The sequence below is a fragment of the Fulvivirga sp. genome, from assembly GCF_040218215.1.
Classification (GTDB): Bacteria; Bacteroidota; Bacteroidia; order Cytophagales; family Cyclobacteriaceae; genus Fulvivirga.
Window position 1 is genome coordinate 86,792 of sequence record NZ_JAVJQL010000024.1, and the last position, 20,995, is coordinate 107,786.

The 20,995-nt window shown below is 38.5% G+C and carries 21 protein-coding genes; 16 read left to right on the plus strand and 5 right to left on the minus strand.

All coding sequences use genetic code 11. The annotated features are described in order from the left end of the window. Positions 1–3 precede the first annotated feature (3 nt). The 12 genes from RIB54_RS16800 (at position 4) to RIB54_RS16855 (ending at position 9,268) form a co-directional block, all read left to right on the plus strand. Positions 4–975 carry an MBL fold metallo-hydrolase gene (locus tag RIB54_RS16800; protein WP_350101968.1) on the plus strand — a complete coding sequence of 324 codons (972 nt, stop codon included), beginning with the start codon at positions 4–6 and terminating at the stop codon, positions 973–975. A 66-nt stretch (positions 976–1,041) separates the two neighbouring features. Further along, positions 1,042–1,500: a DUF4199 domain-containing protein gene (locus tag RIB54_RS16805; protein ID WP_350101969.1), complete on the plus strand. Its 459-nt coding sequence runs from the start codon at positions 1,042–1,044 to the stop codon at positions 1,498–1,500. Between the two features lie 68 nt (positions 1,501–1,568). Continuing rightward, on the plus strand, positions 1,569–1,967 hold the full coding sequence (locus tag RIB54_RS16810; protein WP_350101970.1) for a DUF4174 domain-containing protein: 399 nt from the start codon (positions 1,569–1,571) through the stop codon (positions 1,965–1,967). Between the two features lie 86 nt (positions 1,968–2,053). After that, positions 2,054–2,485 carry a hypothetical protein gene (locus RIB54_RS16815; protein ID WP_350067605.1) on the plus strand — a complete coding sequence of 144 codons (432 nt, stop codon included), beginning with the start codon at positions 2,054–2,056 and terminating at the stop codon, positions 2,483–2,485. Between the two features lie 173 nt (positions 2,486–2,658). Continuing rightward, positions 2,659–3,297, plus strand: a complete 639-nt coding sequence (locus tag RIB54_RS16820) for a dioxygenase family protein (RefSeq protein WP_350101971.1) — start codon at positions 2,659–2,661, stop codon at positions 3,295–3,297. Positions 3,298–3,314: 17 nt separating this feature from the next. After that, complete coding sequence (locus tag RIB54_RS16825) at positions 3,315–4,055, plus strand: hypothetical protein (RefSeq protein WP_350101972.1); 741 nt, start codon at positions 3,315–3,317, stop codon at positions 4,053–4,055. 471 nt (positions 4,056–4,526) lie between these two features. After that, entirely contained in the window at positions 4,527–5,063 is a 537-nt protein-coding gene (locus RIB54_RS16830) for a GNAT family N-acetyltransferase (protein ID WP_350101973.1), read from the plus strand. 86 nt (positions 5,064–5,149) lie between these two features. Next, the gene (locus tag RIB54_RS16835; protein ID WP_350101974.1) at positions 5,150–5,479 is read left to right on the plus strand and encodes a hypothetical protein; all 330 of its coding nucleotides are present in this window, start codon (positions 5,150–5,152) and stop codon (positions 5,477–5,479) included. Positions 5,480–5,791: 312 nt separating this feature from the next. Continuing rightward, on the plus strand, positions 5,792–5,959 hold the full coding sequence (locus RIB54_RS16840; protein ID WP_350101975.1) for a VOC family protein: 168 nt from the start codon (positions 5,792–5,794) through the stop codon (positions 5,957–5,959). Between the two features lie 222 nt (positions 5,960–6,181). Continuing rightward, positions 6,182–6,589, plus strand: coding sequence for a VOC family protein (locus tag RIB54_RS16845; RefSeq protein ID WP_350101976.1), 408 nt, complete (start codon positions 6,182–6,184; stop codon positions 6,587–6,589). A 421-nt stretch (positions 6,590–7,010) separates the two neighbouring features. Continuing rightward, positions 7,011–8,120, plus strand: a complete 1,110-nt coding sequence (locus tag RIB54_RS16850; RefSeq protein WP_350101977.1) for a Fic family protein — start codon at positions 7,011–7,013, stop codon at positions 8,118–8,120. A gap of 242 nt (positions 8,121–8,362) precedes the next feature. Next, complete coding sequence (locus tag RIB54_RS16855; RefSeq protein WP_350101978.1) at positions 8,363–9,268, plus strand: CHASE2 domain-containing protein; 906 nt, start codon at positions 8,363–8,365, stop codon at positions 9,266–9,268. On the opposite strand, the gene RIB54_RS16860 is transcribed toward RIB54_RS16855, so the two are convergent. The 5 genes from RIB54_RS16860 to RIB54_RS16880 form a co-directional block, all read right to left on the minus strand. Then, positions 9,246–10,670, minus strand: a complete 1,425-nt coding sequence (locus tag RIB54_RS16860) for a TolC family protein (RefSeq protein ID WP_350101979.1) — start codon at positions 10,668–10,670, stop codon at positions 9,246–9,248. The two genes, RIB54_RS16855 and RIB54_RS16860, sit on opposite strands and share 23 nt — an antisense overlap. After that, positions 10,667–12,010 carry an HlyD family secretion protein gene (locus RIB54_RS16865; RefSeq protein ID WP_350101980.1) on the minus strand — a complete coding sequence of 448 codons (1,344 nt, stop codon included), beginning with the start codon at positions 12,008–12,010 and terminating at the stop codon, positions 10,667–10,669. Before RIB54_RS16865 ends, RIB54_RS16860 begins: the two co-directional genes overlap by 4 nt. Positions 12,011–12,015: 5 nt before the next feature. After that, entirely contained in the window at positions 12,016–14,187 is a 2,172-nt protein-coding gene (locus tag RIB54_RS16870; RefSeq protein ID WP_350101981.1) for a peptidase domain-containing ABC transporter, read from the minus strand. A 12-nt stretch (positions 14,188–14,199) separates the two neighbouring features. Next, positions 14,200–14,874: a TetR/AcrR family transcriptional regulator gene (locus RIB54_RS16875; RefSeq protein WP_350065744.1), complete on the minus strand. Its 675-nt coding sequence runs from the start codon at positions 14,872–14,874 to the stop codon at positions 14,200–14,202. Between the two features lie 146 nt (positions 14,875–15,020). Further along, positions 15,021–15,995: a universal stress protein gene (locus RIB54_RS16880; RefSeq protein WP_350101982.1), complete on the minus strand. Its 975-nt coding sequence runs from the start codon at positions 15,993–15,995 to the stop codon at positions 15,021–15,023. A gap of 465 nt (positions 15,996–16,460) precedes the next feature. Here RIB54_RS16880 and RIB54_RS16885 point away from each other — a divergent pair, with 465 nt between their 5' ends. From RIB54_RS16885 to RIB54_RS16900, 4 genes are all read left to right on the plus strand, one after another. Next, positions 16,461–17,366 (plus strand): LysR family transcriptional regulator, encoded by a 906-nt coding sequence (locus RIB54_RS16885; RefSeq protein ID WP_350101983.1) that lies wholly within the window; start codon positions 16,461–16,463, stop codon positions 17,364–17,366. Positions 17,367–17,450: 84 nt separating this feature from the next. Continuing rightward, positions 17,451–18,653, plus strand: a complete 1,203-nt coding sequence (locus tag RIB54_RS16890) for a VOC family protein (RefSeq protein WP_350101984.1) — start codon at positions 17,451–17,453, stop codon at positions 18,651–18,653. A 317-nt stretch (positions 18,654–18,970) separates the two neighbouring features. Then, complete coding sequence (locus RIB54_RS16895) at positions 18,971–19,276, plus strand: hypothetical protein (protein ID WP_350064068.1); 306 nt, start codon at positions 18,971–18,973, stop codon at positions 19,274–19,276. A 25-nt stretch (positions 19,277–19,301) separates the two neighbouring features. Beyond that, the gene (locus RIB54_RS16900) at positions 19,302–20,972 is read left to right on the plus strand and encodes a proton-conducting transporter transmembrane domain-containing protein (RefSeq protein ID WP_350101985.1); all 1,671 of its coding nucleotides are present in this window, start codon (positions 19,302–19,304) and stop codon (positions 20,970–20,972) included. Positions 20,973–20,995: the final 23 nt, after the last annotated feature.

Consider the following 20,995-nt stretch of genomic DNA (forward strand, 5'->3'; position numbering starts at 1 on the left):
ACTATGCTAAGATATTCCCTTCCTTTATTGGTGTGCCTTTTATGTTCGTGCCTTCAAATAAAGGAAGGGAATGTCCCTATTACTGATACCGACATAACCACTCGGGTATCAAAAACCAGTCTGATTATTTTAGGCAATGTTCAGGATGGTGGGTCTCCGCATATTGGCTGCAAGAAAGACTGCTGTAAAGAGCTCTTTCAGAATCCTGATAAAAATAGGAAGGTCGTTTCACTCGGATTAATTGATACGGATAGCCAAAAGAAATATCTTTTTGAAGCTACTCCTGATATGACCGAACAAATGAAGATGCTCAAAGAAGCTTGCTCATTTGATACACCCGAAACCCCCGATGGTATATTTCTGACGCATGCCCATATCGGGCATTATGCAGGACTGATGTTTCTGGGCAAAGAGGCCCTGAATGCCAACAAAGTTCCTGTTTATGGGCTGCCGGGAATGAAAAAGTATCTTGAAAATAATGGCCCATGGAGTCAATTGGTATCATTAGACAATATTGCGATTCAGAAGATGGTAAATGAAGATACCATTAACCTGTCCGAAACGCTAAAAGTGATCCCATTTACAGTGCCTCACAGAGACGAATTTTCAGAAACAGTGGGTTACAAAATCATAGGGGCTAACAAATCAGCATTATTCATTCCTGATATTGACAAGTGGGAGAACTGGGATAAAAATATAATTGAACAGATTGCTATGGTTGATTATGCCTTTGTAGATGCCACTTTTTTTGATGGTGCTGAGATCAATAACCGCGATATTTCAGAGATCCCGCACCCATTTATTATTGAAAGCATGAAGTTGTTTAAGGACTTGTCAAGCCAGGAAAAAGAAAAGGTTCACTTTATCCATTTTAACCACACTAACCCGGCACTTGACCCCGAAAGTGAACAAACCAGGCTGATCCTTACAAATGGATTTAACATTGCCAGGATTTATGATGTCTTTACATTATAAGTGACTTGGAAGTTCATCAAATTGGCAGAATTTGAACATTTGGGCCACAATTCCTGTTGAAACCTTATGAAACCAAAAACATTAGAACAAATCGGATTGAAATGGGGACTAATAGTTTTTGCGTTACTCTCCATTTATTTTTTCGCACTACAAATGCTGGGCTACGTCCATGTGATAGAGCTCAGAGTATTTAACGGGGTCATTATGTACTTTGGGGTATATAAGGCCATTAAAGAATTTAAAGCTTCAGATCATGATTTCAACTACTTTCAGGGACTAGGAACAGGAGTCATTACAGCTTTCGTTTCAACTTTGATATTTGCCATCTTCGGCTTCTTTTACCTAAGCTTTATAAACCCAGAATTTATGGAGTCCATTAGGGAAAATGAGCCTTTTGGTATTTACATGAACAGGTTTGGGGCACCTATACAAATTTTCATTGAAGGTATGGCGTCAGGGTGTTTTATGAGCTTTGCCAATATGCAATTACTCAAGAAGTCTCGCATGTCAAATGCAACTCATTAAAAGTGAAACTTATAATTCAACGGTCAATTAGCTTTAATAAAACAGGTTGGTTGACCGTTTTACTTTTTATGACCCTCAATTTATCTGCAAAAGCTCAGGAATTGGACACCCATAGATGGAAAAACAGGGTACTATTAATCTTTGCTGAAAATGACAACAACCCAACTTTAAGTGAGCAGCTTAAAGCGCTGAACTCTGACATTGAAGGCCTAAAAGAAGGAAAACTAATAGTTTACCAAATCTTTCCAACTCACTATAAGACGGGCTATACTCATAGTCACGAGACTATCAAACCTGATGAGTCATTGTTCAAAAAATACAATACCTCCTCTGACCCATTTAAGGTCATCCTCATAGGTCTCGATGGAGGAGTTAAATATGAAAAATATGGATTGTTGAAGAATAGTGCTCTTTTTGAAATTATTGACGGCATGCCCATGCGTAAGTCTGAAATAAGCAAAAATTAGATTTTGTTTATATAGTTATGTGCCTGCCTAGACAGAATTAGTGATAAATTAATTACTTTAGGTTCACATCTTTTTCAATTTAGGTTATGGATAAGCAAGAAATATTCTTTGAAAGTGCTGTTGCTAAAGTCTTCTATGATAGTGACTTAGACACTTTATTTTTAGAGTATCTCAAAAATGTAAAAAACCATGCTGAGTTTTTGGTCATCAACGAAGCCTTATTGAAGGCTTTTACTAGCTTAAACACTAATAAGCTCGTTGCTGATATCAGAAAAATTGGAATAATTGCCCTGGAATCGCAAGATTATGTAGCAAATGTAATGTTCCCTGCCATGATTAAGCATTTAAACGGCACACCCTTTTATCATATGCAGTATTTGGACGAAAAGGACGTATTTGCTAAAATTTCTGGAGGTGGTGTAAAATCAAAAGCCGAGAAGAACAAAGATAACCCAATGGTTGTAGAACAGTTTTCTGATTGGGATAAAATGGTAGCGCGCCTAAAAGAACTTCAATAAACATCACTATTAGGTTTAACCTCAAAGTGTCCTTCATTCTGGTTCATTAATCAGTTGATATGGGTTTAGTGACTGGTAAAGACTGTGCAAAACACTGTTGTTGATAGTGCATAGTTTGTTATTCGTCTATATCTGATAACAGAACCTCTGTCTTCTCGTTAATCTAAAGTGCTATGCGACACAAATTTTTAATCACGGAAATATCCTCAATGCTCATTCTTCTTATTTTTCTGAATTGCACCAACAGTACAGAAAACAAATCATTTGCAGCAATTACTCAAGTTAAAAGTCAGGAGCCTTTGCCTAGCTGTGAGTGGTGCGGTGCGATGGATGCGCCAGAAGAGCTTTCATGGTCAACAACGATTGCCGATGAAAATGAGCCTGGTGAAAGGCTGGTTCTGTCAGGCAAAGTATTTAATAAAGACGGCACACCAGCAGCAGGTGTTTTAATCTATGCCTACCACACCAATCTGCAAGGCATCTATGAAAAGAAAGGTGATGAAACCGGTAATGGAAAAAGGTACGGCCACCTGCGCGGGTGGGTTAAAACTGATGCCCAGGGACGCTATCAATTCAACACCATCAAACCAGCGGCCTACCCATCAAGATCAGAGCCTGCCCATGTGCATTTCACCCTTTCGTCCGAAAATATGCCTGAATACTGGATTGAATCAACATTGTTCAACGATGATCCACTAATTTCAGCTAAGATGAGAGCTAATGATGGCAAAGGAAGGTTTGCCCATATAATAACACTTACCAAAAAAGATGGTGTTTGGGTTGGCGAGCGTGACATCAAACTAAAAAAATAACGATTAAATTGCGTTGCATGAAAACAACAATAAAGACCATTTTCGTTATCCTGTTCTTTTTAACTTCATTTTATTCAAGTGCTCAAAAAACTACCGATCAGATACAAACAGAATGGCTGCAAGCCGTAAACAGTGCTGCGGCACTCGATGAGTTTTATAATAATAACAGCGGACTTTTAATCAATGGAAAATTCGCTTTGGTCGATGAGCTAAGTGAAGCCCTGAAGGTTTTTATCAAGGATCAGGGAAATATTAAAGATTACGAATTGCTGGAAACCCACCAGTTACGTGATGGGCAAAAGCTTGTATTGGGCAAATACTCAACGGCCACAAATAAAGTGTTTTACTCTGTGATTGGCTGGAAGCAACTGGGGGATTGGACAAAGGAATTTGAAGTGATTTATGAGCACAAGCCCGTTGCCAACGAGACGGGTGATGTGGCAACAGCTGGCAGGCAAGCATGGGAAGACCATGCCAATGAGCATCGTCCTGACCTGATCATTGAAAACGTGAGCGCTCAAAATGGCATGTATTTTAACCGTGGCCGTCTCTCCCATGGTGATGAAATTATTGAGGCTTATGGGTATATGAACAATGAAAGTTATCGCATAAAGCTTGAGTCATTGAGCGGCACCAGAGTTAATGAAAATATCTTCTTTGATATTGGCACCTATCAGGTTGGTGGTAAAGGGCTCTATCTCCTCATCTGGGTAAAAGAAGGTGACGACTGGAAAATATTGCTCGATTTTAACTTCTAATCCAAGATCTATTAATAAAAACGTTATACCTGAGAAGTAATAACAAATGAACTTATCGCCACTTCGGCATGTAGCACAGCGGAATGAGAAGTCCCCTAATCGTTAAGTAAAAGACATTGCTACCAATAAGGAGACCTCTCACCCTAAAGGGATTCGAGGAGACGAAAACCAAAAGGTATCGTCACTTCGAAGGAGGCACGACTGAGAAGTCTCCTCGTACTAAGGAGGAGACCTCTCGCAAAAGGCTTCGAGGTGACGTTGGGCGAAGTAAGACCTCTCTCCACCAAATGGCGGATTCGAGGAGACGAAATGCAATAAGTATCGTCACTTCGATACGGAACGCAGTGAAGTGAGAAGTCTCCTGTATGCGAAGGAAAGATTCTCGCCAAAAGGATGTAGTGTTATAAGGGATGTCTCATGTGATTATTGTTAGACCTCAGTTTTTTAAGCTAAATTCTCCAAATTTACAGCATGCTAACTTTTGATAATTACACCATTCGGCCTTTAGAAGTCACTGATCTGGAGCCCTACTTTGCTCTGGTTGAGCGGAATAGAAAACGGCTTGAAGACTTTTTTACGGGCACAGTTTCCCGGACTCAAGACCTTGAAGCCACTAAAGTATTTTTAGAAGAAATAGACCAGAAGAGAAAAGACAAACAGTACTACCCTTTCATTGTCACAAACAATACCACTGGAGATTTCATGGCATTCATTGATTTAAAAAATGTCGATTGGTCGATACCTAAAACAGAGATTGGCTGCTATACCGATGCTCAGTATGCTGGTAAAGGCATTACCACCAAAGCCATGCAGCTATTTGTTGACCACTGCTTTGAGCATTATGGTTTCAAAAAGATATTTCTAAGAACCCACCACTCTAACAAACCTGCCCAGACCATTGCTGAAAAATGCGGCTTTGAAATAGAAGGAACGATAAGAATGGACTACAAAACCACTTCTGGTGAGCTTGTAGATTTGATTTATTATGGAAGGCTATTAAAAGACTAAAATATCTTAGATTAGTAAAATAAACATGGCGATATAACAGAACTTCTGTTATCCTGGTATTGGCAAGAATTTATCGGTGGTATAATATGAATTTTAAAGAGTTATCTGAGGCATTAGACACTCATAAAATCGATAATGAAAGAGATCGAGAAATAACAACTCGAATCCTAGAGGCCGAAAGAGATTGGGATAGACCAATCACAGATCTGGATGAATTCATACGATTTCTTGAACAAGAAATAGGCGGACCTACAACTAAAGCAAATCTTAGAGTGTTGTTAAAACGATATGAGGCAAACGGGTTTATTAATGCTGCTTGGAATGCAGAAAGCGTATATGCGCTAATTGAAATATTTGACTATACAGATTCGGACAACTTAAAATCTATTTTTACGGATTTGACAAAACGACTCTAGTCATCCCCACCTACAGCAAGTCTAGCATAGCGTAACTTGTGGCTATTTCAAATACAACCCTTCAAGGGTTTACTTGCATGGTGCAGATAACCCTTGAAGGGTTAAAAGTTATCATACAAGGTCCAAGTTAAAAACTTGAACCAGCATATAGGCTAAGGGATGCAGGTACAGCTCTTCGGAATTTGCAATTCCGAAGCCCTATCGTAGGATTTTTAATCCGAATGAAAACTATTGAAAGGCATTAAAAAATGACTTCTTTTACTTCCAGTTCATTACTTTTAAAAGTATAAGTCAATATTGTAGTAATAAACCATGCCTTTCAACATCAACTTCCTTGACCATGTAGCCATTAGGGTTAAAGATTTAGAAGCCTCTGTAAAGTGGTATGAAGAGGTCCCCTCTACCGCAAGTTTAGCACAGCGTAACTTGTGGTTATTTCAAATACAACCCTTCAAGGGTTTACTTGCATGGTGCAGATAACCCTTGAAGGGTTAAAAGTTATCATACAAGGTCCAAGTTAAAAACTTGAACCAGCTGATAGGTTAAAGGATGCAGGTAAAGCTCTTCGGAATTTGCAATTCAAATACCCTTTCGTAGGATTTTTAATCCAAATGAAAACTATTGAAAGGCATTAAAAAATGACTTCTTTTACTTCCTGTTCATTACTTTTAAAAGTATAAGTCAATATTGCAGTAATAAACCATGCCTTTCAAAATCAACTTCCTTGACCATGTAGCCATAAGAGTTAAAGATTTAAACACTTCAGTCAAGTGGTATGAAAAAGTCCTGGGGTTAAAGAAATATCAGCTGCCCGAGTGGGGGGATTTTCCAATTTTTATGATGTTAGGAAAAACGGGCATAGCACTCTTTCCTGCCAATACAGATCATCCGGCATTAGATGCTGCCTCAAAAAATGTGAAAATTGACCATTTCGCTTTTAATGTGTCTAACCAAGACTTTGAAAAGGCCAAAAAGCATTATGGTGGCTTAGGTCTTGAATATGATATTCAGGATCATCATTACTTCCATTCCATCTACACCAAAGACCCTGACGGCCATACCGTAGAGCTAACCACCATTGTGGTGGATGAAGATTCGTTTTATAAATAACCTGAGTTCGATTAATAAAAACGACCGTCATGCCTGGAAAATAAAGGTTTACATTTTAAAAACCCTTATTTATCCGGCCTGCCTGCCGGCAAAGGCAGGTATCTCTTAACTATTTGGAAGAGATCACGGACAATTTTCTTCATTTTTAAAAAAGAAATGAAAAAAATTTCCGCGATGACGTTCTAAGGGGGGCTCATATGGATTATTAATCGAACTCAGATAAATAGTTAAAAACACATCAATAAAATGATTACTCATGGCATAGCTTAATCAATGCCGTTGTAATGTTTGATATACTTTGAATCTCGCCAATACGGCATTTATCTCTCTATTTGCCGTAAATAATACGGCAAATATTTTATGATCCGGCAAATGCGCCTTATATTTGCAGTACAAAACACGGCAAATAAATTATTATTCCATGTACTTCTACCAACATCAAGACTGGCCAACCTTTAAATGGGATAATGATCTTATACTTCCGCACGTAAGTAAAGTTCGTGATTTGCAGGGCCGATTAATTGGAAGAATGGAGCATATGGGATTCGAACTTAGAGATGAGGCAGTCCTTGAAACTATCACCGAAGATGTTATAAAATCAAGCGAAATAGAAGGTGAAACATTGAATGCCCGGGAAGTACGGTCTTCGGTAGCCCGAAGGCTAGGAATGGAGATATCGGGACTACCAACAGCGGGCAAAGATGTTGAAGGTGTTGTAGAAATGATGCTGGATGCTACTCAGAATTACAAACAACCTTTAACAAAGGATCGCTTATGCGGATGGCACGCAGCATTATTTCCGACAGGTCGAAGTGGAATGCATAAAATTACCGTTGGTGAATGGAGAAATGATCAGCAAGGACCAATGCAAGTTGTATCAGGCCCCATGGGGAAAGAAAAAGTACACTATACAGCACCAGAAGCATCATATTTGGAAAATGAAATGAATCACTTTTTAAATTGGTTTAACACCAATGAAAACATAGAACCAGTAATAAAATCTGCTGTTGCTCATTTATGGTTTGTAAGCATACATCCATTTGATGATGGCAATGGCAGAATAGCACGCGCGATAGCAGATAGTCAATTAGCCAGGGCTGACAGAACCAATCAAAGGTTTTATAGTATGTCAGGTCAAATTATGGAATCTAAAAAGGGATATTATGACATACTGGAGTCTACCCAAAAAGGAAATCTGGATATAAGTCAATGGTTGGTGTGGTATTTCGAAAGACTTGAAGATGCACTTGAAGCAACTAACGAAACGTTATCGCAGATAGTAACAAAGGCTAAATTCTGGGAGCTGCATAAGAGTACTGCATTCAATGAGAGACAGAGGATGATGATCAACAGACTTCAGGGTGAGTTTGTTGGCAAGTTATCTTCTTCCAAGTGGGCAAAGATGACTAAGGTACACAGAGATACTGCACTCAGGGATATACAGGATTTAGTTAACAAGGGTGTATTAGAGGATTCGGGAGAAGGAGGAAGAAGTACAAATTACATTTTGAAACTTCCTAAACTGAATTGAGGCTTCGTACAAATAACCACCTTCTGGCTTTTTAATTATTTACCTTAGATTAGTGAAATAAACATTATGACATAATATAACTTCTGTTGTTCTAATGTTTTAAAACTAACTATTATATCCAAACTAGTAGCTCAAATTTGAAAACGCCTAGACTTCTCATCTCTATAGCGTACACGATGATAATTATCATGGTTTATCAGTTTATTGATATAAACCTATTTAAAATATATCCGCCAAGAAGCGTGAATTCTGATTTATTCAAAGTCTTTAGGAATGACCTGGGTTTTGAATTAGAAATCGTTCTACTTGATATTAAAGATACTCACCTTGATAGTGTAAAAGATTATATTGAATTATTAGAAACTTATAAACCTAAATCTATTGGAGTTAATCTTTGCAATAGTGAAGATAAAAGTGAAATACTTAACTCTTATCTTATCGGTAATCAAAACATTGTAACCTGCGACTGCCAACCAAATTCAGATAAAGGAACAAGTAAAATTATCTCTCCTAAAAATCAAGTTACACACTTTAAAACAGATAAAGATTCGTACTTTGAGATACAACTATCAGATAAACCCAACGAACTCAAAGAAAGAAATAATGAAGTAGAGAGAATAAATTACAGAGCTGAAGATAGGTATGTAACCGCACAACTCAGTGAAGTAGAACGTATGGATTCAGAATTTCTTAAGGGAAAAACAATTCTTATCGGCTTTCTTCAAGACAGCTTAGTTACACCAATGAATTATTGGTATGACTCTAATAAAAATATAATAGGCGATATGTCTGATACTCAAATTTCAGCAAACATAATTTCAACTATAAATAGAAATGAATTCATTAATGAGGTGCCACTTGTAATTAAAATGTTAATTATCCTCATTATTAGTCTCTTCTGCGCGGGAGTAATAAGGCTAGTTCGAACCAAGTATCTTATTCTTGATATACTCTTGGGACTAACAATTTTAATTGCTCTAAACTTATTGAGCGGTTATATAATTGTATTTGCCTTTTCTAAAAATTATTACCTTCAACTCCATGAGATGGCTACAGTACTTATTGTCATATCAATACTGTCAATCTATTGGAACATAAAAGACAAGCACGTTTCGTTACCCAACATTAATCCACCAACCCAAGATTAGAAATACCCGCAGCCCAGTAAAGTGTGGCTATGCTCTTTTGGTAGTTTACTTTAGTCTTAATCAACTTGCTTTGTGCTTCTATAAGTTTATCAATCTGAATGTTCAGTTTGAATAAATCACTCTCGCCATTCTCTAAATTCAACCGCTCGGCCTGCAATATCAGTTGGTAGCTATCGGCCATTTCCTGCTGCTGCACTACTATCTGCTGCAGGTTGATCATCTCATTGTATTGGGCACTGAGATCATTTAAAATCTGACGCTCCGTAAAATCAAGCTGATAATTATTTTCAGTAATCTTCAGTTTGGTCATACCCAGTTTTGCACGCTCCTTTCTCAGGAAAATAGGGAAAACAAAATCAACGCCTACTTTATAGTTATCCATAAACATTAAATCATTGCTATTGCCCTGCGCATTAATTGGCTGATCAAGAAAGTAATAATTCAAATCCAGCCTTGGCTTCAAGTTCTCCCGCGCCAAACGGTTATCAATAATCAGCGACTCATTTTTTAGGTTTAGCTTCCTAAGCTCAGGGTGGTTTTCCCTGGCCAACTCATACATCTGCTCTAGCTGCACATTTGAAAGCAGGTTGTTTTGAATGCTGCCCGGTTCAATATCGGGAGTCATTTCCAAAGGTGCCCCCTCCTCGGTCCACAGGTGGTTTGATAATGTCAAACCCGCCTTGATACGCTCTATCAGCGCTTCCTGCAAGGCCGTCTTGCGTCCAAGAAGGGTTATTTTGGCCTGAATGGTATCTAGCGGTGCCGCCTCACCATACTCAAATGCCATTTTTGTTCTGCTGAAAATATCATCAGCTATATCTATGCTTTGTAGCATTAAATCATAATTGTTTACTGCAGCGTACCACTCCCAATAATCCTTAACGGCTGTTAGCAATATTTTATTAATCTCTTTAATCTGATCAGCTTCAGCCATTCCCTGCATCAGCTGCGCTTGTCGCAATGTTGCCCTGCGGCTATCAATAAATAAGCCTTTACCAATAGGCACAGACACCCCTGCATATAGCTGCTGGTTATCCGTAGAGCTGGAAATGAAATTTTCAGGATTCAGATATTCACCGGTATTTTGAGAAAAACCGACTTTAGGATCAACCGGAAACCACGTTGGTATTTTTAAAGACACATCTAACAGATTGTAATATTCTGTATCTGAAAGGTCTTTCATATTCCATGTGCCTTCCAACTTTGGGTCAAAAGCACCGCGGGCAAGCCTCAGCTCCTGACTGGCCGCTTGAGAGAGCAATTCGGCCTGCTTGATAATAGGGTGGTTTTGAATCACAATTTGATAATAGTCATCGAAACCCAGCACCCGCACCGAATCATCAGCAACCTGTCCAAAGCTGGCTGCACTTGCAAAGAGAAAAAAGAATACCAGATGTCTCATTTCTTCTTCTCAGTTGTTTCCACGTTATCAGGTTCTGGTGCTTCGTACAAACTCGGAGGAAAACCGTTAAGCTGTCGCCAGATTTCATACCATACAGGCACGTTGTCAAGCATCACCCAACCTTTGGTGCCAGAGCCCATTCTTAGCCTATCAGGCCACGGCTGATCGTCAGGATCGGGTGTTACCAATATCCTGAACTCACCTGGTTTGGTATTAACATAATCTATTACTTTAACAACTCCACCAAAGGTACCTACCGATACGCTAGGCCAGCCTGAGAACTGTAAGGCAGGCCAGCCATCAAATTCAATCCTCACCTTACGGCCTTTGGAGATCAATGGCACATCCATGGCTTTGACATACATTTGTACTGCCAAATCAGGTTGCTCGGGCATGATAGTTACAACGGCCTCCCCTTCCTTAATGGTTTCCCCAATACCGGCTTGCATTGCTTTCACAATGTAACCCGACTGCGGGGCCACCACCTGATATTGCTGATTTCGAATCTCCATATTGGCGTTTTCATTTCTAAGTTTGGCGTATGAGGCTTCAGAATCAGAAAGATCGGCCAGTGTAGCGTTAAGATCAGATATCGATTTGCTGATCTTATCCTGATATTCAGCCTGAACGCCAGCAATATTGACCCTGGCATTTTCAAGTTCGGCCTTGGATTGCAAGAATTTATTTTCAGCAGAAACCACCTTCATTCTCGACTCCTGAAATTTAGATTCTATATCCTGAAACTTGGTTAATGCAATGTTGCCAGCTTCATAAAGCACTTTGTTACGCTCATACTGGTTTTTAAAGTTTTGGAAACGCACTTTTTCAGATTCATAGTCAATGCTATCGCTCACCAGCTTGAGTTCTGCCTGCGTTAACTTATTCTTTGTTTGCAGGTTCTTAATACTTGCCCCTTCCTTTAAGGCTTTGATTTGCGTTCGCAATGCTTCAGCCTTTAACTTTTTAGAACCGATGGCCTCTTGTTTTGCCGTCAACTGCTCTTGAAGTCTTGTCAACAACTCCGGATCAAAAAACTTGTCTTTTATCTCTGATAAAGTGAGAATTGTATCTCCTTTATTTACAAACTGCCCCTCACGGATATTCCATGAGGCTATTCTTCCGGCTATGGCTGACTCCACCGACTGTGGCCTGTTTTGAGGGGCAAAAGCGGTTAAATTTCCTGCGCCCCTTATATTTTGCTGCCAGGGTACAAACAGGATTATAAGAAAGACACCGAAAAGTGACATCAATATCCTTGCTAAAATACGCCCTGCACTAGGCGTTTTTAGTGTTTTTAAGGTATAAAGCTGGCCGTCCGCCAAATTATCTAAAATGTTCATACCTCTTAGTTTATTATTCTGTTTAGTTCTTCAGATTTGATTAGTTCTTCAAATTTTCCTTCTCTTTTTATCTCGCCCTGGTCAAGGATAACCACCCTGTCACATGCAGCCATAATTACAGGATCGTTGGATACCACCACCATTGTCCATTTATGCTGCTTATCGGTGAGCATGCTTATTAACTGAAGTCGCTCAGATTTCAGAAAGTCAGTGAAGAAATCATTGAGTACCAGCATCTTAGGCCGCTTGGCCAGACATCGCGCCAGTATTATTTTATTTACCAGGCCATTGGCCAGTCCTTTACCACCACTTAGCATAGGTGTATTTAGGCCTTCGGGCATATTATTGATCTCATCAGCGATGCCAACCATGTTGATAGCCCACATGGCATCTTCATAATTGGAATGGGTCTTTGCCAGCAGTATATTCTCTATAATAGTGCCTTCAAATATATCCTGTTGGCTAACATTCTTACCGATCCTGTCTCGCAGGTTAGTTAAATCCAGGTCTCTGAGAGAATAACCGTCAATGGTAACAATGCCTTCGTAGTTAATGTTGAGACCAGCAATGGCATTGCTTAGTACCGTTTTTCCGGAGCCCCCAGTACCCGAAAGACAAATATGCTCACCGCTCTTAACCGTTAGATCAATGTTTTTTAATGAATATTCTAAATTGCCTGGGAACTTATATTTTAAGTTTTTAGCCTGTATTGCCATTCCTTTGCTATCATGGAAATTAGGCATATCATAACCGCCACTTTTCTCTAAAGGCAAATCTGTAACCTGAGAAATTTTATCAACGGCAGTAAGCATGTCATAAATCACATCCATATACATAATGATTTTCTCAACAGAGTTCAAAATCAAGATTATAATTACTTCCGAAGCTACAAACTGACCTAGTGTAATTTCCCTTTGTATTACCAGGATGGTACCAATAATCAACAAACCTCCTGTAACCAAAGCCTTAAACAGAAGGATGAATGAATACTGTGTTATGAGCACACCAAAGTGGGTTTTCCTATTTCTCAGGTAGTTATTTACATTATAATCCGTTTTTCTGAGTGGCAATGGTGTATTTCCCGAAAGCTTAAATGAGTTGATGGTTCGGGCGAGCTCTTCCAACCAATAAACCACTTTGTATTTATATTTTGATTCGCTGATTGATGAACTAAGCCCTTTTGCCCCCGTGAGGTAAAAGATTAAAGACAGCATGCCCAACAATATGAGACTGAAGAATACGAAAAACGGATGGTAGAAAGACAGCAGTAATAATCCGAAAAGAATTTGGATAACACCTGCTGATAAGTCAATCAATAATTTTGGCAGACCCTTCTGAATGGTTAGTACATCGAAAAACCTGTTCATCAATTCTGGTGGGTAATATTGCAATAAGGCCTCTGTTTTTATTCTCGGAACCCTAAAGGCAAACTCAAATGCCGCTTTGGTAAATACCCTGCGCTGAAGGTATTCAACCAATGTTATCTGCATTACTTGTAGCCCACCCGTGGCCAAAACACCTAAGATGACCAAACCTATGAGCACATAAACAGAGCTAAAAACCACCCCCCCGGAAATTAACGATACCGTAGCCTGAATACCCAGCGGCAGCGTAAGACTTATTAAACCGATAAGCAGGGCATAGACATAAACATAGAAAATATCCCTTTTCTCTTCTGACAGCAACCTGATCAGGCGCTGAATAGGGCTGAGTTTTTTAGCTTCTACATCTCCATCTTCATCGCTCACCATACTTTTATAGGCAAAAACACCCATAAAGTTAATCTGCCCATTATCATCCTTAAGTCTCGAAATATAGTCTTCATCAATTAAGAAAGGGTCAGAATCATGTTCTTCAATCTTTATAGCCTTAGTCTTACGACCATCTTTATAGATTATTACAGGAATGTATTCCTCTTCTGCGTTTTCAAAGGCAACAATTGGTATTTCAATGCCCTTTAAGAATTCAGCAAACTCCTCACCTTTCAAACGATTTTCGAGGTAGATAATCCGCTGTTTGTTGGCAGCTTCTATAAGATCCCTAATAAATTCAGAAAGCTCATTTTTATTATAACGCCTTACTGATGCCTCGATACTATTCAAAGCAAAACCATCAAAATCCTGCTTGAGCAGGTCAGATGATGTTCGGATGACTTTAATAATTTGATTATTGTTCATCTAGGGTAACTATTAAGCTTTTATAGTTTTAAAGATTAGGTCTTTCAGAAATTCTTCGTTTTGAGAATGCATGTTTTTACCATAAGACAAGTTGGTCAATGATGGCAGATGCTCGGCATAAAAGAGCTGATGGTGTGCTGAGTGCAGTACTGTACTGATCAGCGAATTGGCCGCTTTGTAGTCGGGGTTAATCTCTTCTACAAACCCTGCTATTTTTGTGCATAATGATTTGAAACCCCTAAACAGCCCTTCTCTATTATCGTCATCCACCTGCTTAGTAAGATAGGTCTTGTCAGACTCTAAAATCACTATTCTAAAAAGTGCCTCCTCATCTATTTGAGGAAAAGATGCATCCCTGGTTTTTAATTCCGTAACTATTTTCAGTGCTATTTCCAGTTTAGTGACTGCACTTTCAATGTTATTGGTAGCATAATCTATTCTAAATTCCAGCCAGTTCCAATACCATGCGATAAGATATACCAGTAACCTGTGTTTATTGTCAAAATAACGATAAATAGAAGCTTCTGTTGATTCAATACGCTCCGCTAATTTTTTAAAAGTGAATTTCTCAAAACCCAGCTCATCAATCATAATAATAGATTCCTGAATCATTTTCTTGCCCAAGTCAGTTTCCTGCGGGTCTCTTAAAAATAATTGCTCACTCATTAAAAGCTGAAGTACTGCCATACTTTCAAGTATAATATATTAACTTATATATATAATAGTATTACTATTATATAACATGCCATGTTAACGCACGTCCATCGGAAATGTTTAGTCCTTGCTGAAATTTTTATAAGAAATTTATCCTAAGGGTTATGAACTTATCCTATTTACGAATAAATAAGATTTGTTACCGCTCGATAGTCAAGCCTTAATAGTGATTTTAGAACTCCAACAGGCTCCCTTTTAGCCTTTACAATGTATAGATAGGATTGTACTAATCCATTTTCTGAGCTTTCTGTCATGTTGCCAAGTAGATAGGCTGAAGAAGCGGCTTTACCTTTGGCCTCTATTATAATAAGGTCAGGTTTATAATTAGTTGTTGACTTGGCCAAGGGCATATCTATATTCACTCCCTTGCCCATTTTTATTATTTCCCCTTCAAAACCGGGGAATTTATGGTTTTCTGCAAATTCTTTGGTTTTATATAAGGCATAAGACTGAAGTTGATCATCCAGCTCCTTACGTTTCTGTAATATCTCTTCTACTTCATAAGGTGACTCTAAAATCAGATTGAGATAATGAAATGCATCCTGATAGATGTGTAGTGCCTTTACCTTTTCTACCTGGTAACAATCCACAAATTGCCTGGCTACGGACGCAATACGCTGTGAATAATCATAGTGGTCTATTGGCATTAAAATATTTTGAAGCTTATCAATTTTTTGATCTGGAACCAATAGTACACTGCATGACGATTTTTTGATTACTCTATCACGGAGTTTATAATGGTTTTTATCATTACCAATAAGAATAAGATCAAACTCTGGCTGCTGGCTTTTTTTCGAAAGCTCAGTTAACGGATTACCAACATTTAACTCAATAGTGTATTCAATTGAATCATCCAGCACACCACTAACACTCCCAGACAGTTTATGTCCAAAATCCTGCATTTGTGTTGTCTGTAAGTCAGGGAATTTTGACCATATTTCATTAGGCAAGTCTAATTCCTGAAAGACACAAATAAATGTAATGCTTTCAGGCTTAAAGTGATTTGCCAAATCAATAATGTTCCATAAAACTGCTTCTGATGAATTTCTTCCATCAATTCCCACCATCCATTTATTCAATTTTTCCATATCCATTTATAATGTTTTAACTTTTTAAAGCCCTGGTTTAATTTTGTCCGTTTAAATCAAAACGAGTGTACATATTGATTTCTTTGGCGAATTGCTTAGTCTTAACCCACCTGTTCAATTTCTTTTTTTCTGAATGTGATAGATAAGACAAACACTTGCGATACTCTTTATTCAGCAGTATTGGGCAGAAGGCCATTTTACTGACAATAAACTTTGCGTATTTAAAAAAACCTCTCATACTTATTATGTTTAGTTTGCTGATATTCTCCTTGACCATAAAAAACCCCTTCCTACCTCAATATATTCCGGCTCCTAGCTAAGAGCTGGTTGTTTATGGTTACATGTTTTATCAATATTCTTATTGCCCTTCGTTTCCTTCAGGCATTTTTATTTTATTTCGTAATGCAATATTCTATAATTGTGTTCATAATTTTTTATTTATTATTTTTAACATATACATAAATAAAATTAATGCATTATACATTACACCAGTTAAAGGTATTTGTCAAAGTTTGTGAGCTTAAAAGCATAACAAAGGCTGCTGACGAACTTCACCTTACACAACCCGCAGTATCTATACAGCTTAAAAAACTTCAGGAACAGTTTGATATTCCGCTGACCGAGGTCATAGGCAGGCAGCTATATGTTACAGAATTCGGAGAGCAAATCTTGAGTTTAAGTGAGACCCTACTGGAAGGTGCTGAAAGAATTAATGATACTGCCAATTTATACAAAGGCCTTTTTACAGGAAAAATAAAGATTGCGTCCGTGTCCACAGGAAAATATGTTATCCCCTTTTTCCTCACTGGATTTACCAGGGAGCATCCTAACATCGATTTAAAAATAGATGTAACCAATAAAAATCTGGTGGTAGAAAGCCTTACCAAAAATGAAACAGATTTTGCACTTGTTTCTGTGCTTCCAGACCTTGCACTTGAGCGCATTGAGCTTATGGACAATGTGCTTCATCTTTTTAGCGGACCTGAATACTATCAACAGAGCGATGCTATGACATTGAAAAAACTTGCTGAAATCCCGCTTATATTCAGAGAGCAGGGTTCTGCAACGCGGAAGGCCATGGAGAACTATTTGAACCTGAACAAAATCAAACCGACAAGGTCTTTCGAACTTACTTCCAATGAGGCAGTAAAACAGGCTGTTATGGCGGGGCTGGGAATGTCAATTATGCCCTTAATCGGACTCAGACATGAATTACAGTTAGATAAACTGAAAATTGTACCTCTGAAGGACTTACCAATTAAGACCAATTGGAACCTGGTCTGGACCAGTGGTAAAAACTTAACCCCAGCCTGCCAGGCACTGATTGAGTATATCAAATTGCACAAGGAAGAAGTTATTCAAGCTAACTTTATGTAAAACTTATATTATTGTAGTTGTTGGCCTAAACTCCAATAATCTGAATTGCCTTTGACAAATTACTAAAACTACTAGCTTACTTTTATGAAAACCCTTCTACAAAGTCTAATCGTAGCATTTATCTGCTTTGCCTGCACTAGTCATAAAGAAACAGAATTTGAAGCCTTTGAAGTTTTTTGTGAAATGGTGGCCAACGGTAATAAGCCTTTGGCCCTGCACCACCCAATAGCACGGGATGTCGCAGAAAAGAATTGGGATCAATACAAGACGATTGCTGATAGTTACAATGTCCAACTCTACAGAGAAGATAATTTCCCTAAAACGCTCCTGTTTCCAAACGAAGCCACAGAAAACAAGTCTGTTATATTAATATATACCGGGCAGCGATTGAAACAATATGAACAATTGAAAGCTGCAATGGAAGAAAATCCAAAAGATGATGCGTTAAAGGTGGGATTTGCAAGAAGACTGGGCAGGCTTCTCGGCTATAATAATCGCGGAATTAATGAATTATTAAGTAAAAATACCCCCTACAAAAGTTTAGCTTCTTTTGGAGTTAAAAAGCAGGTAACACATCTCTATTATGATAATATTAAGGAAGCCATCGCTTTTTATGAAGAAGTTCTTGGTCTAAATAAGGTCGATACAAGTCTCTTTCAAATTGGTGATGAGGTGCTTGTGCATTTGCATGCTCTTAACCAAAGCCATATTAAAGATCAACCAAAATCTACAGCCATTGCGTTGCTAACAGATCAACTGCCGGAATGGTACAGTTATTTACAAGAGCAGCAGGTACCAATCAAATACACTTACAAACCGAAGACTGGTGGCCCACATGATGGTTTTGTAGCGGTAGATCCGGGCGGGTACCTATTAGAGTTTGAGCAGTTTAAGCAGCATCCGGAAAATGAATTGTTTATGGCCGTACTCGAAGATGCTCCGCGCACAAGAACTTCTACAGCACTAAACTTCTATGGCTCTATCACATGGACTTATCATAAAGACATGTTAAAAATGGAAAGCTTTTATGAGGAAGTATTAGGCTATCAAAAAGTGGCTGATCAGGGTTGGACAAAAATTTACCAAACTTCAGCTTCAGGTTTTATTGGTTTGGTTGATGAGTGTAGGGGCATGGAAAACTATGCTGATGATAAAGCAGTGGAATTAGAATGGCAGGTTGAAGATGTTAATGCCTTCAATAGTTATGCGAATGAACACTGGGAAAAATTGGGCTTTAACAACTCTTCCTTTATCGGTCCTGAAAACTATATTTACCATATTCAGTAAGTCAAAACCAGTATTTAAAGGGCATAGAAACCTTGCTTGTGGCTTGAAGTTTTAACCAAAAAAAGACCTTAGCTAAAATTTAATGCTCAATTGATGACCCAAAATCGTGGAGTTAAGCCTCTTGGTCACGCTTATTGCACCAATCCAATGCTAGTATTATAAGATATTGATTATCTGAATTTTATGATGTTAAAATACACTTAATAGCAGTATTCCAAATTTCCAATAAATAAATATTACTTATGTATTACATAATAATTATAAATAAAAACTTATGAATTGGTTTTATAAACTTTGCACCATAAACAATCTTAATTATGGAAGCAATACAAGAAAAACAAAACACACAAGTTCAAAAAGGAAACTATGATTTGATCAAAGGTGAATACACACCTGAAGAGGGATTAGAAATCATCAGTCACTTGCTCATGAAAAAAATCAACTTTCATGAACTAAAGTCTTTTAGTAAGCAGATAAGATTCGGAATGGAGGATAATGCTTCACTAAAAAGAATCGAAGAATTGAAGGCATCATCGGAAGAACTTAAGCAGCTCATTAAAGAGGCAAAGTTATCTGGAAAAAACCTAAGGGTTAAATCAACCATTTCTGTTGAATTAATCTAAAATTCCATTTAAACCTAACGATCAAATGATTTCTCAAAATCTTCTAGCACTAATTGTAATTTTATCTCCTGCGGCTTTCACTATCACGGCACTAATGTCCTGGTTTCAACCAGGGCTACGGCCGTTAATGGTTAAAAGAATGGGAATGTTTTCAACAGTGATAAGCATTGCCATTGCAATAGTATGTGGCTATATGGTTATGAATTACGGTCAATTTCAAACCGGGCTGATAGGGTTTAATAATCTCGGATTCAGTTTAAGAGTTGATGCCCTGAGCGTCATGATGATGACTATGATAGCACTGCTCGGTTTTATCATTGTTAAATTCAGCATTAACTATCTTGACGGTGATAAAAGACAGGGAGCATTTATCGGTAGACTGGCGGCAACTATCGCCTCTGTTCAGCTGCTGGTATTATCAGGCAATCTCGGAATACTGCTGGTATCGTGGATTCTTACAAGTGTGTCATTGCACAGACTTCTGGTTTTTTATTCAGACAGACCGGGAGCACTTATCTCTGCCAAAAAGAAGTTCATTCTCGCCAGATTAGGTGATTTATGTCTCCTCATTGCAGTGGTAATGATGTACAATCAATTTGGCACCGGTGACCTGGAAAGCATATTCACCACTGTAAAGAACAATCAGGCCTTAGGCTTTCCGCTGGCCGGCCTTGAAACAGTTGCCATTTTCTTAGTACTCACCGCACTCTTGAAATCGGCACAGTTTCCAACTCACGGTTGGTTAATTGAAGTAATGGAAACACCAACACCAGTTTCAGCCTTGCTTCATGCGGGCTTATTAAATGCAGGCCCTTTCTTAATAATAAGAATGGCCTTTGTTTTAGATGCTAGTAGCTACGCACCAATAATACTCATGATTGTAGGTGGCTTTACAGCACTTTTCGGATCAGTGGTTTACCTTACTCAAACCTCTGTAAAAACTGCACTTGCCTACTCTAGTATTGCACACATGGGCTTTAGTCTAATGGTATGTGGCCTTGGAGTTTATCCTGCAGCGATGCTTCACCTTGTGGCGCATTCCTTTTACAAGGCGCATTCGTTCTTATCATCAGGTAGCGTCATTGATGTTATAAGAGGGTCGAAGATAAAGTCACTGGAGCAGTCGATAAAACCATATAAAGTGATCATAGGTATTGCACTGGCAGTTGGTGTGTACTTAGGTTTTGCAATGATTTGGGGCATAAACCCTGAAAAGGAACTTTCATTGCTCGCCATTGGAGCCATCATAGTGCTGGGACTGTCAAGAATCTTTACGGCAGCATTGGAATCTAAAAAAAGCCTACCCCTACTCTTGCAGGCAGCTTTAATGTCCATTATTGTAACTACAGCATTTTTCACTCTGGAGTCAGGAATGCATTACTTGCTCAGTGCTCAGGTACCTGAGTTAACCGCACCGAGTCTTGGAAAAATAGCAGCTATAAGTATCATCTTAATAGTTTTTGCAGCGGTTGTTTTCATCCAGATTCTTGCGCCATTTATATCGCAAAGCTCAAACTATAGTGCTTTGGCCATTCATATAAGAAATGGGTTTTATGCCAATGCCATTTTTGACAGAACGGTAAGTGCTTTAAGAGTCCATTCCCCAGAAACCAAGCACGTGACGCTGCTACAAGCTGATCAGTTTAAAAGAATAGAATACATCAATGCAGAAAGCTTTGACGGACAGCCAGCTTGATTATAAAAAGTAATATCAAACAT

Bases quoted from the DNA above. Each gene is read 5' to 3' on its own strand.
- RIB54_RS16845 (WP_350101976.1), top strand. From the start codon at position 6,182: ATGCCTTTCAAAATCAACTTCCTTGACCATGTAGCCATAAGAGTTAAA.
- RIB54_RS16810 (WP_350101970.1), top strand. From the start codon at position 1,569: ATGACCCTCAATTTATCTGCAAAAGCTCAGGAATTGGACACCCATAGA.
- RIB54_RS16865 (WP_350101980.1), bottom strand. From the start codon at position 12,010: ATGAACATTTTAGATAATTTGGCGGACGGCCAGCTTTATACCTTAAAA.
- RIB54_RS16880 (WP_350101982.1), bottom strand. From the start codon at position 15,995: ATGGATATGGAAAAATTGAATAAATGGATGGTGGGAATTGATGGAAGA.
- RIB54_RS16890 (WP_350101984.1), top strand. From the start codon at position 17,451: ATGAAAACCCTTCTACAAAGTCTAATCGTAGCATTTATCTGCTTTGCC.
- RIB54_RS16850 (WP_350101977.1), top strand. From the start codon at position 7,011: ATGTACTTCTACCAACATCAAGACTGGCCAACCTTTAAATGGGATAAT.
- RIB54_RS16825 (WP_350101972.1), top strand. From the start codon at position 3,315: ATGAAAACAACAATAAAGACCATTTTCGTTATCCTGTTCTTTTTAACT.
- RIB54_RS16820 (WP_350101971.1), top strand. From the start codon at position 2,659: ATGCGACACAAATTTTTAATCACGGAAATATCCTCAATGCTCATTCTT.
- RIB54_RS16800 (WP_350101968.1), top strand. From the start codon at position 4: ATGCTAAGATATTCCCTTCCTTTATTGGTGTGCCTTTTATGTTCGTGC.
- RIB54_RS16900 (WP_350101985.1), top strand. From the start codon at position 19,302: ATGATTTCTCAAAATCTTCTAGCACTAATTGTAATTTTATCTCCTGCG.
- RIB54_RS16815 (WP_350067605.1), top strand. From the start codon at position 2,054: ATGGATAAGCAAGAAATATTCTTTGAAAGTGCTGTTGCTAAAGTCTTC.
- RIB54_RS16885 (WP_350101983.1), top strand. From the start codon at position 16,461: ATGCATTATACATTACACCAGTTAAAGGTATTTGTCAAAGTTTGTGAG.
- RIB54_RS16860 (WP_350101979.1), bottom strand. From the start codon at position 10,670: ATGAGACATCTGGTATTCTTTTTTCTCTTTGCAAGTGCAGCCAGCTTT.
- RIB54_RS16830 (WP_350101973.1), top strand. From the start codon at position 4,527: ATGCTAACTTTTGATAATTACACCATTCGGCCTTTAGAAGTCACTGAT.
- RIB54_RS16805 (WP_350101969.1), top strand. From the start codon at position 1,042: ATGAAACCAAAAACATTAGAACAAATCGGATTGAAATGGGGACTAATA.
- RIB54_RS16895 (WP_350064068.1), top strand. From the start codon at position 18,971: ATGGAAGCAATACAAGAAAAACAAAACACACAAGTTCAAAAAGGAAAC.
- RIB54_RS16870 (WP_350101981.1), bottom strand. From the start codon at position 14,187: ATGAACAATAATCAAATTATTAAAGTCATCCGAACATCATCTGACCTG.
- RIB54_RS16840 (WP_350101975.1), top strand. From the start codon at position 5,792: ATGCCTTTCAACATCAACTTCCTTGACCATGTAGCCATTAGGGTTAAA.
- RIB54_RS16875 (WP_350065744.1), bottom strand. From the start codon at position 14,874: ATGGCAGTACTTCAGCTTTTAATGAGTGAGCAATTATTTTTAAGAGAC.
- RIB54_RS16835 (WP_350101974.1), top strand. From the start codon at position 5,150: ATGAATTTTAAAGAGTTATCTGAGGCATTAGACACTCATAAAATCGAT.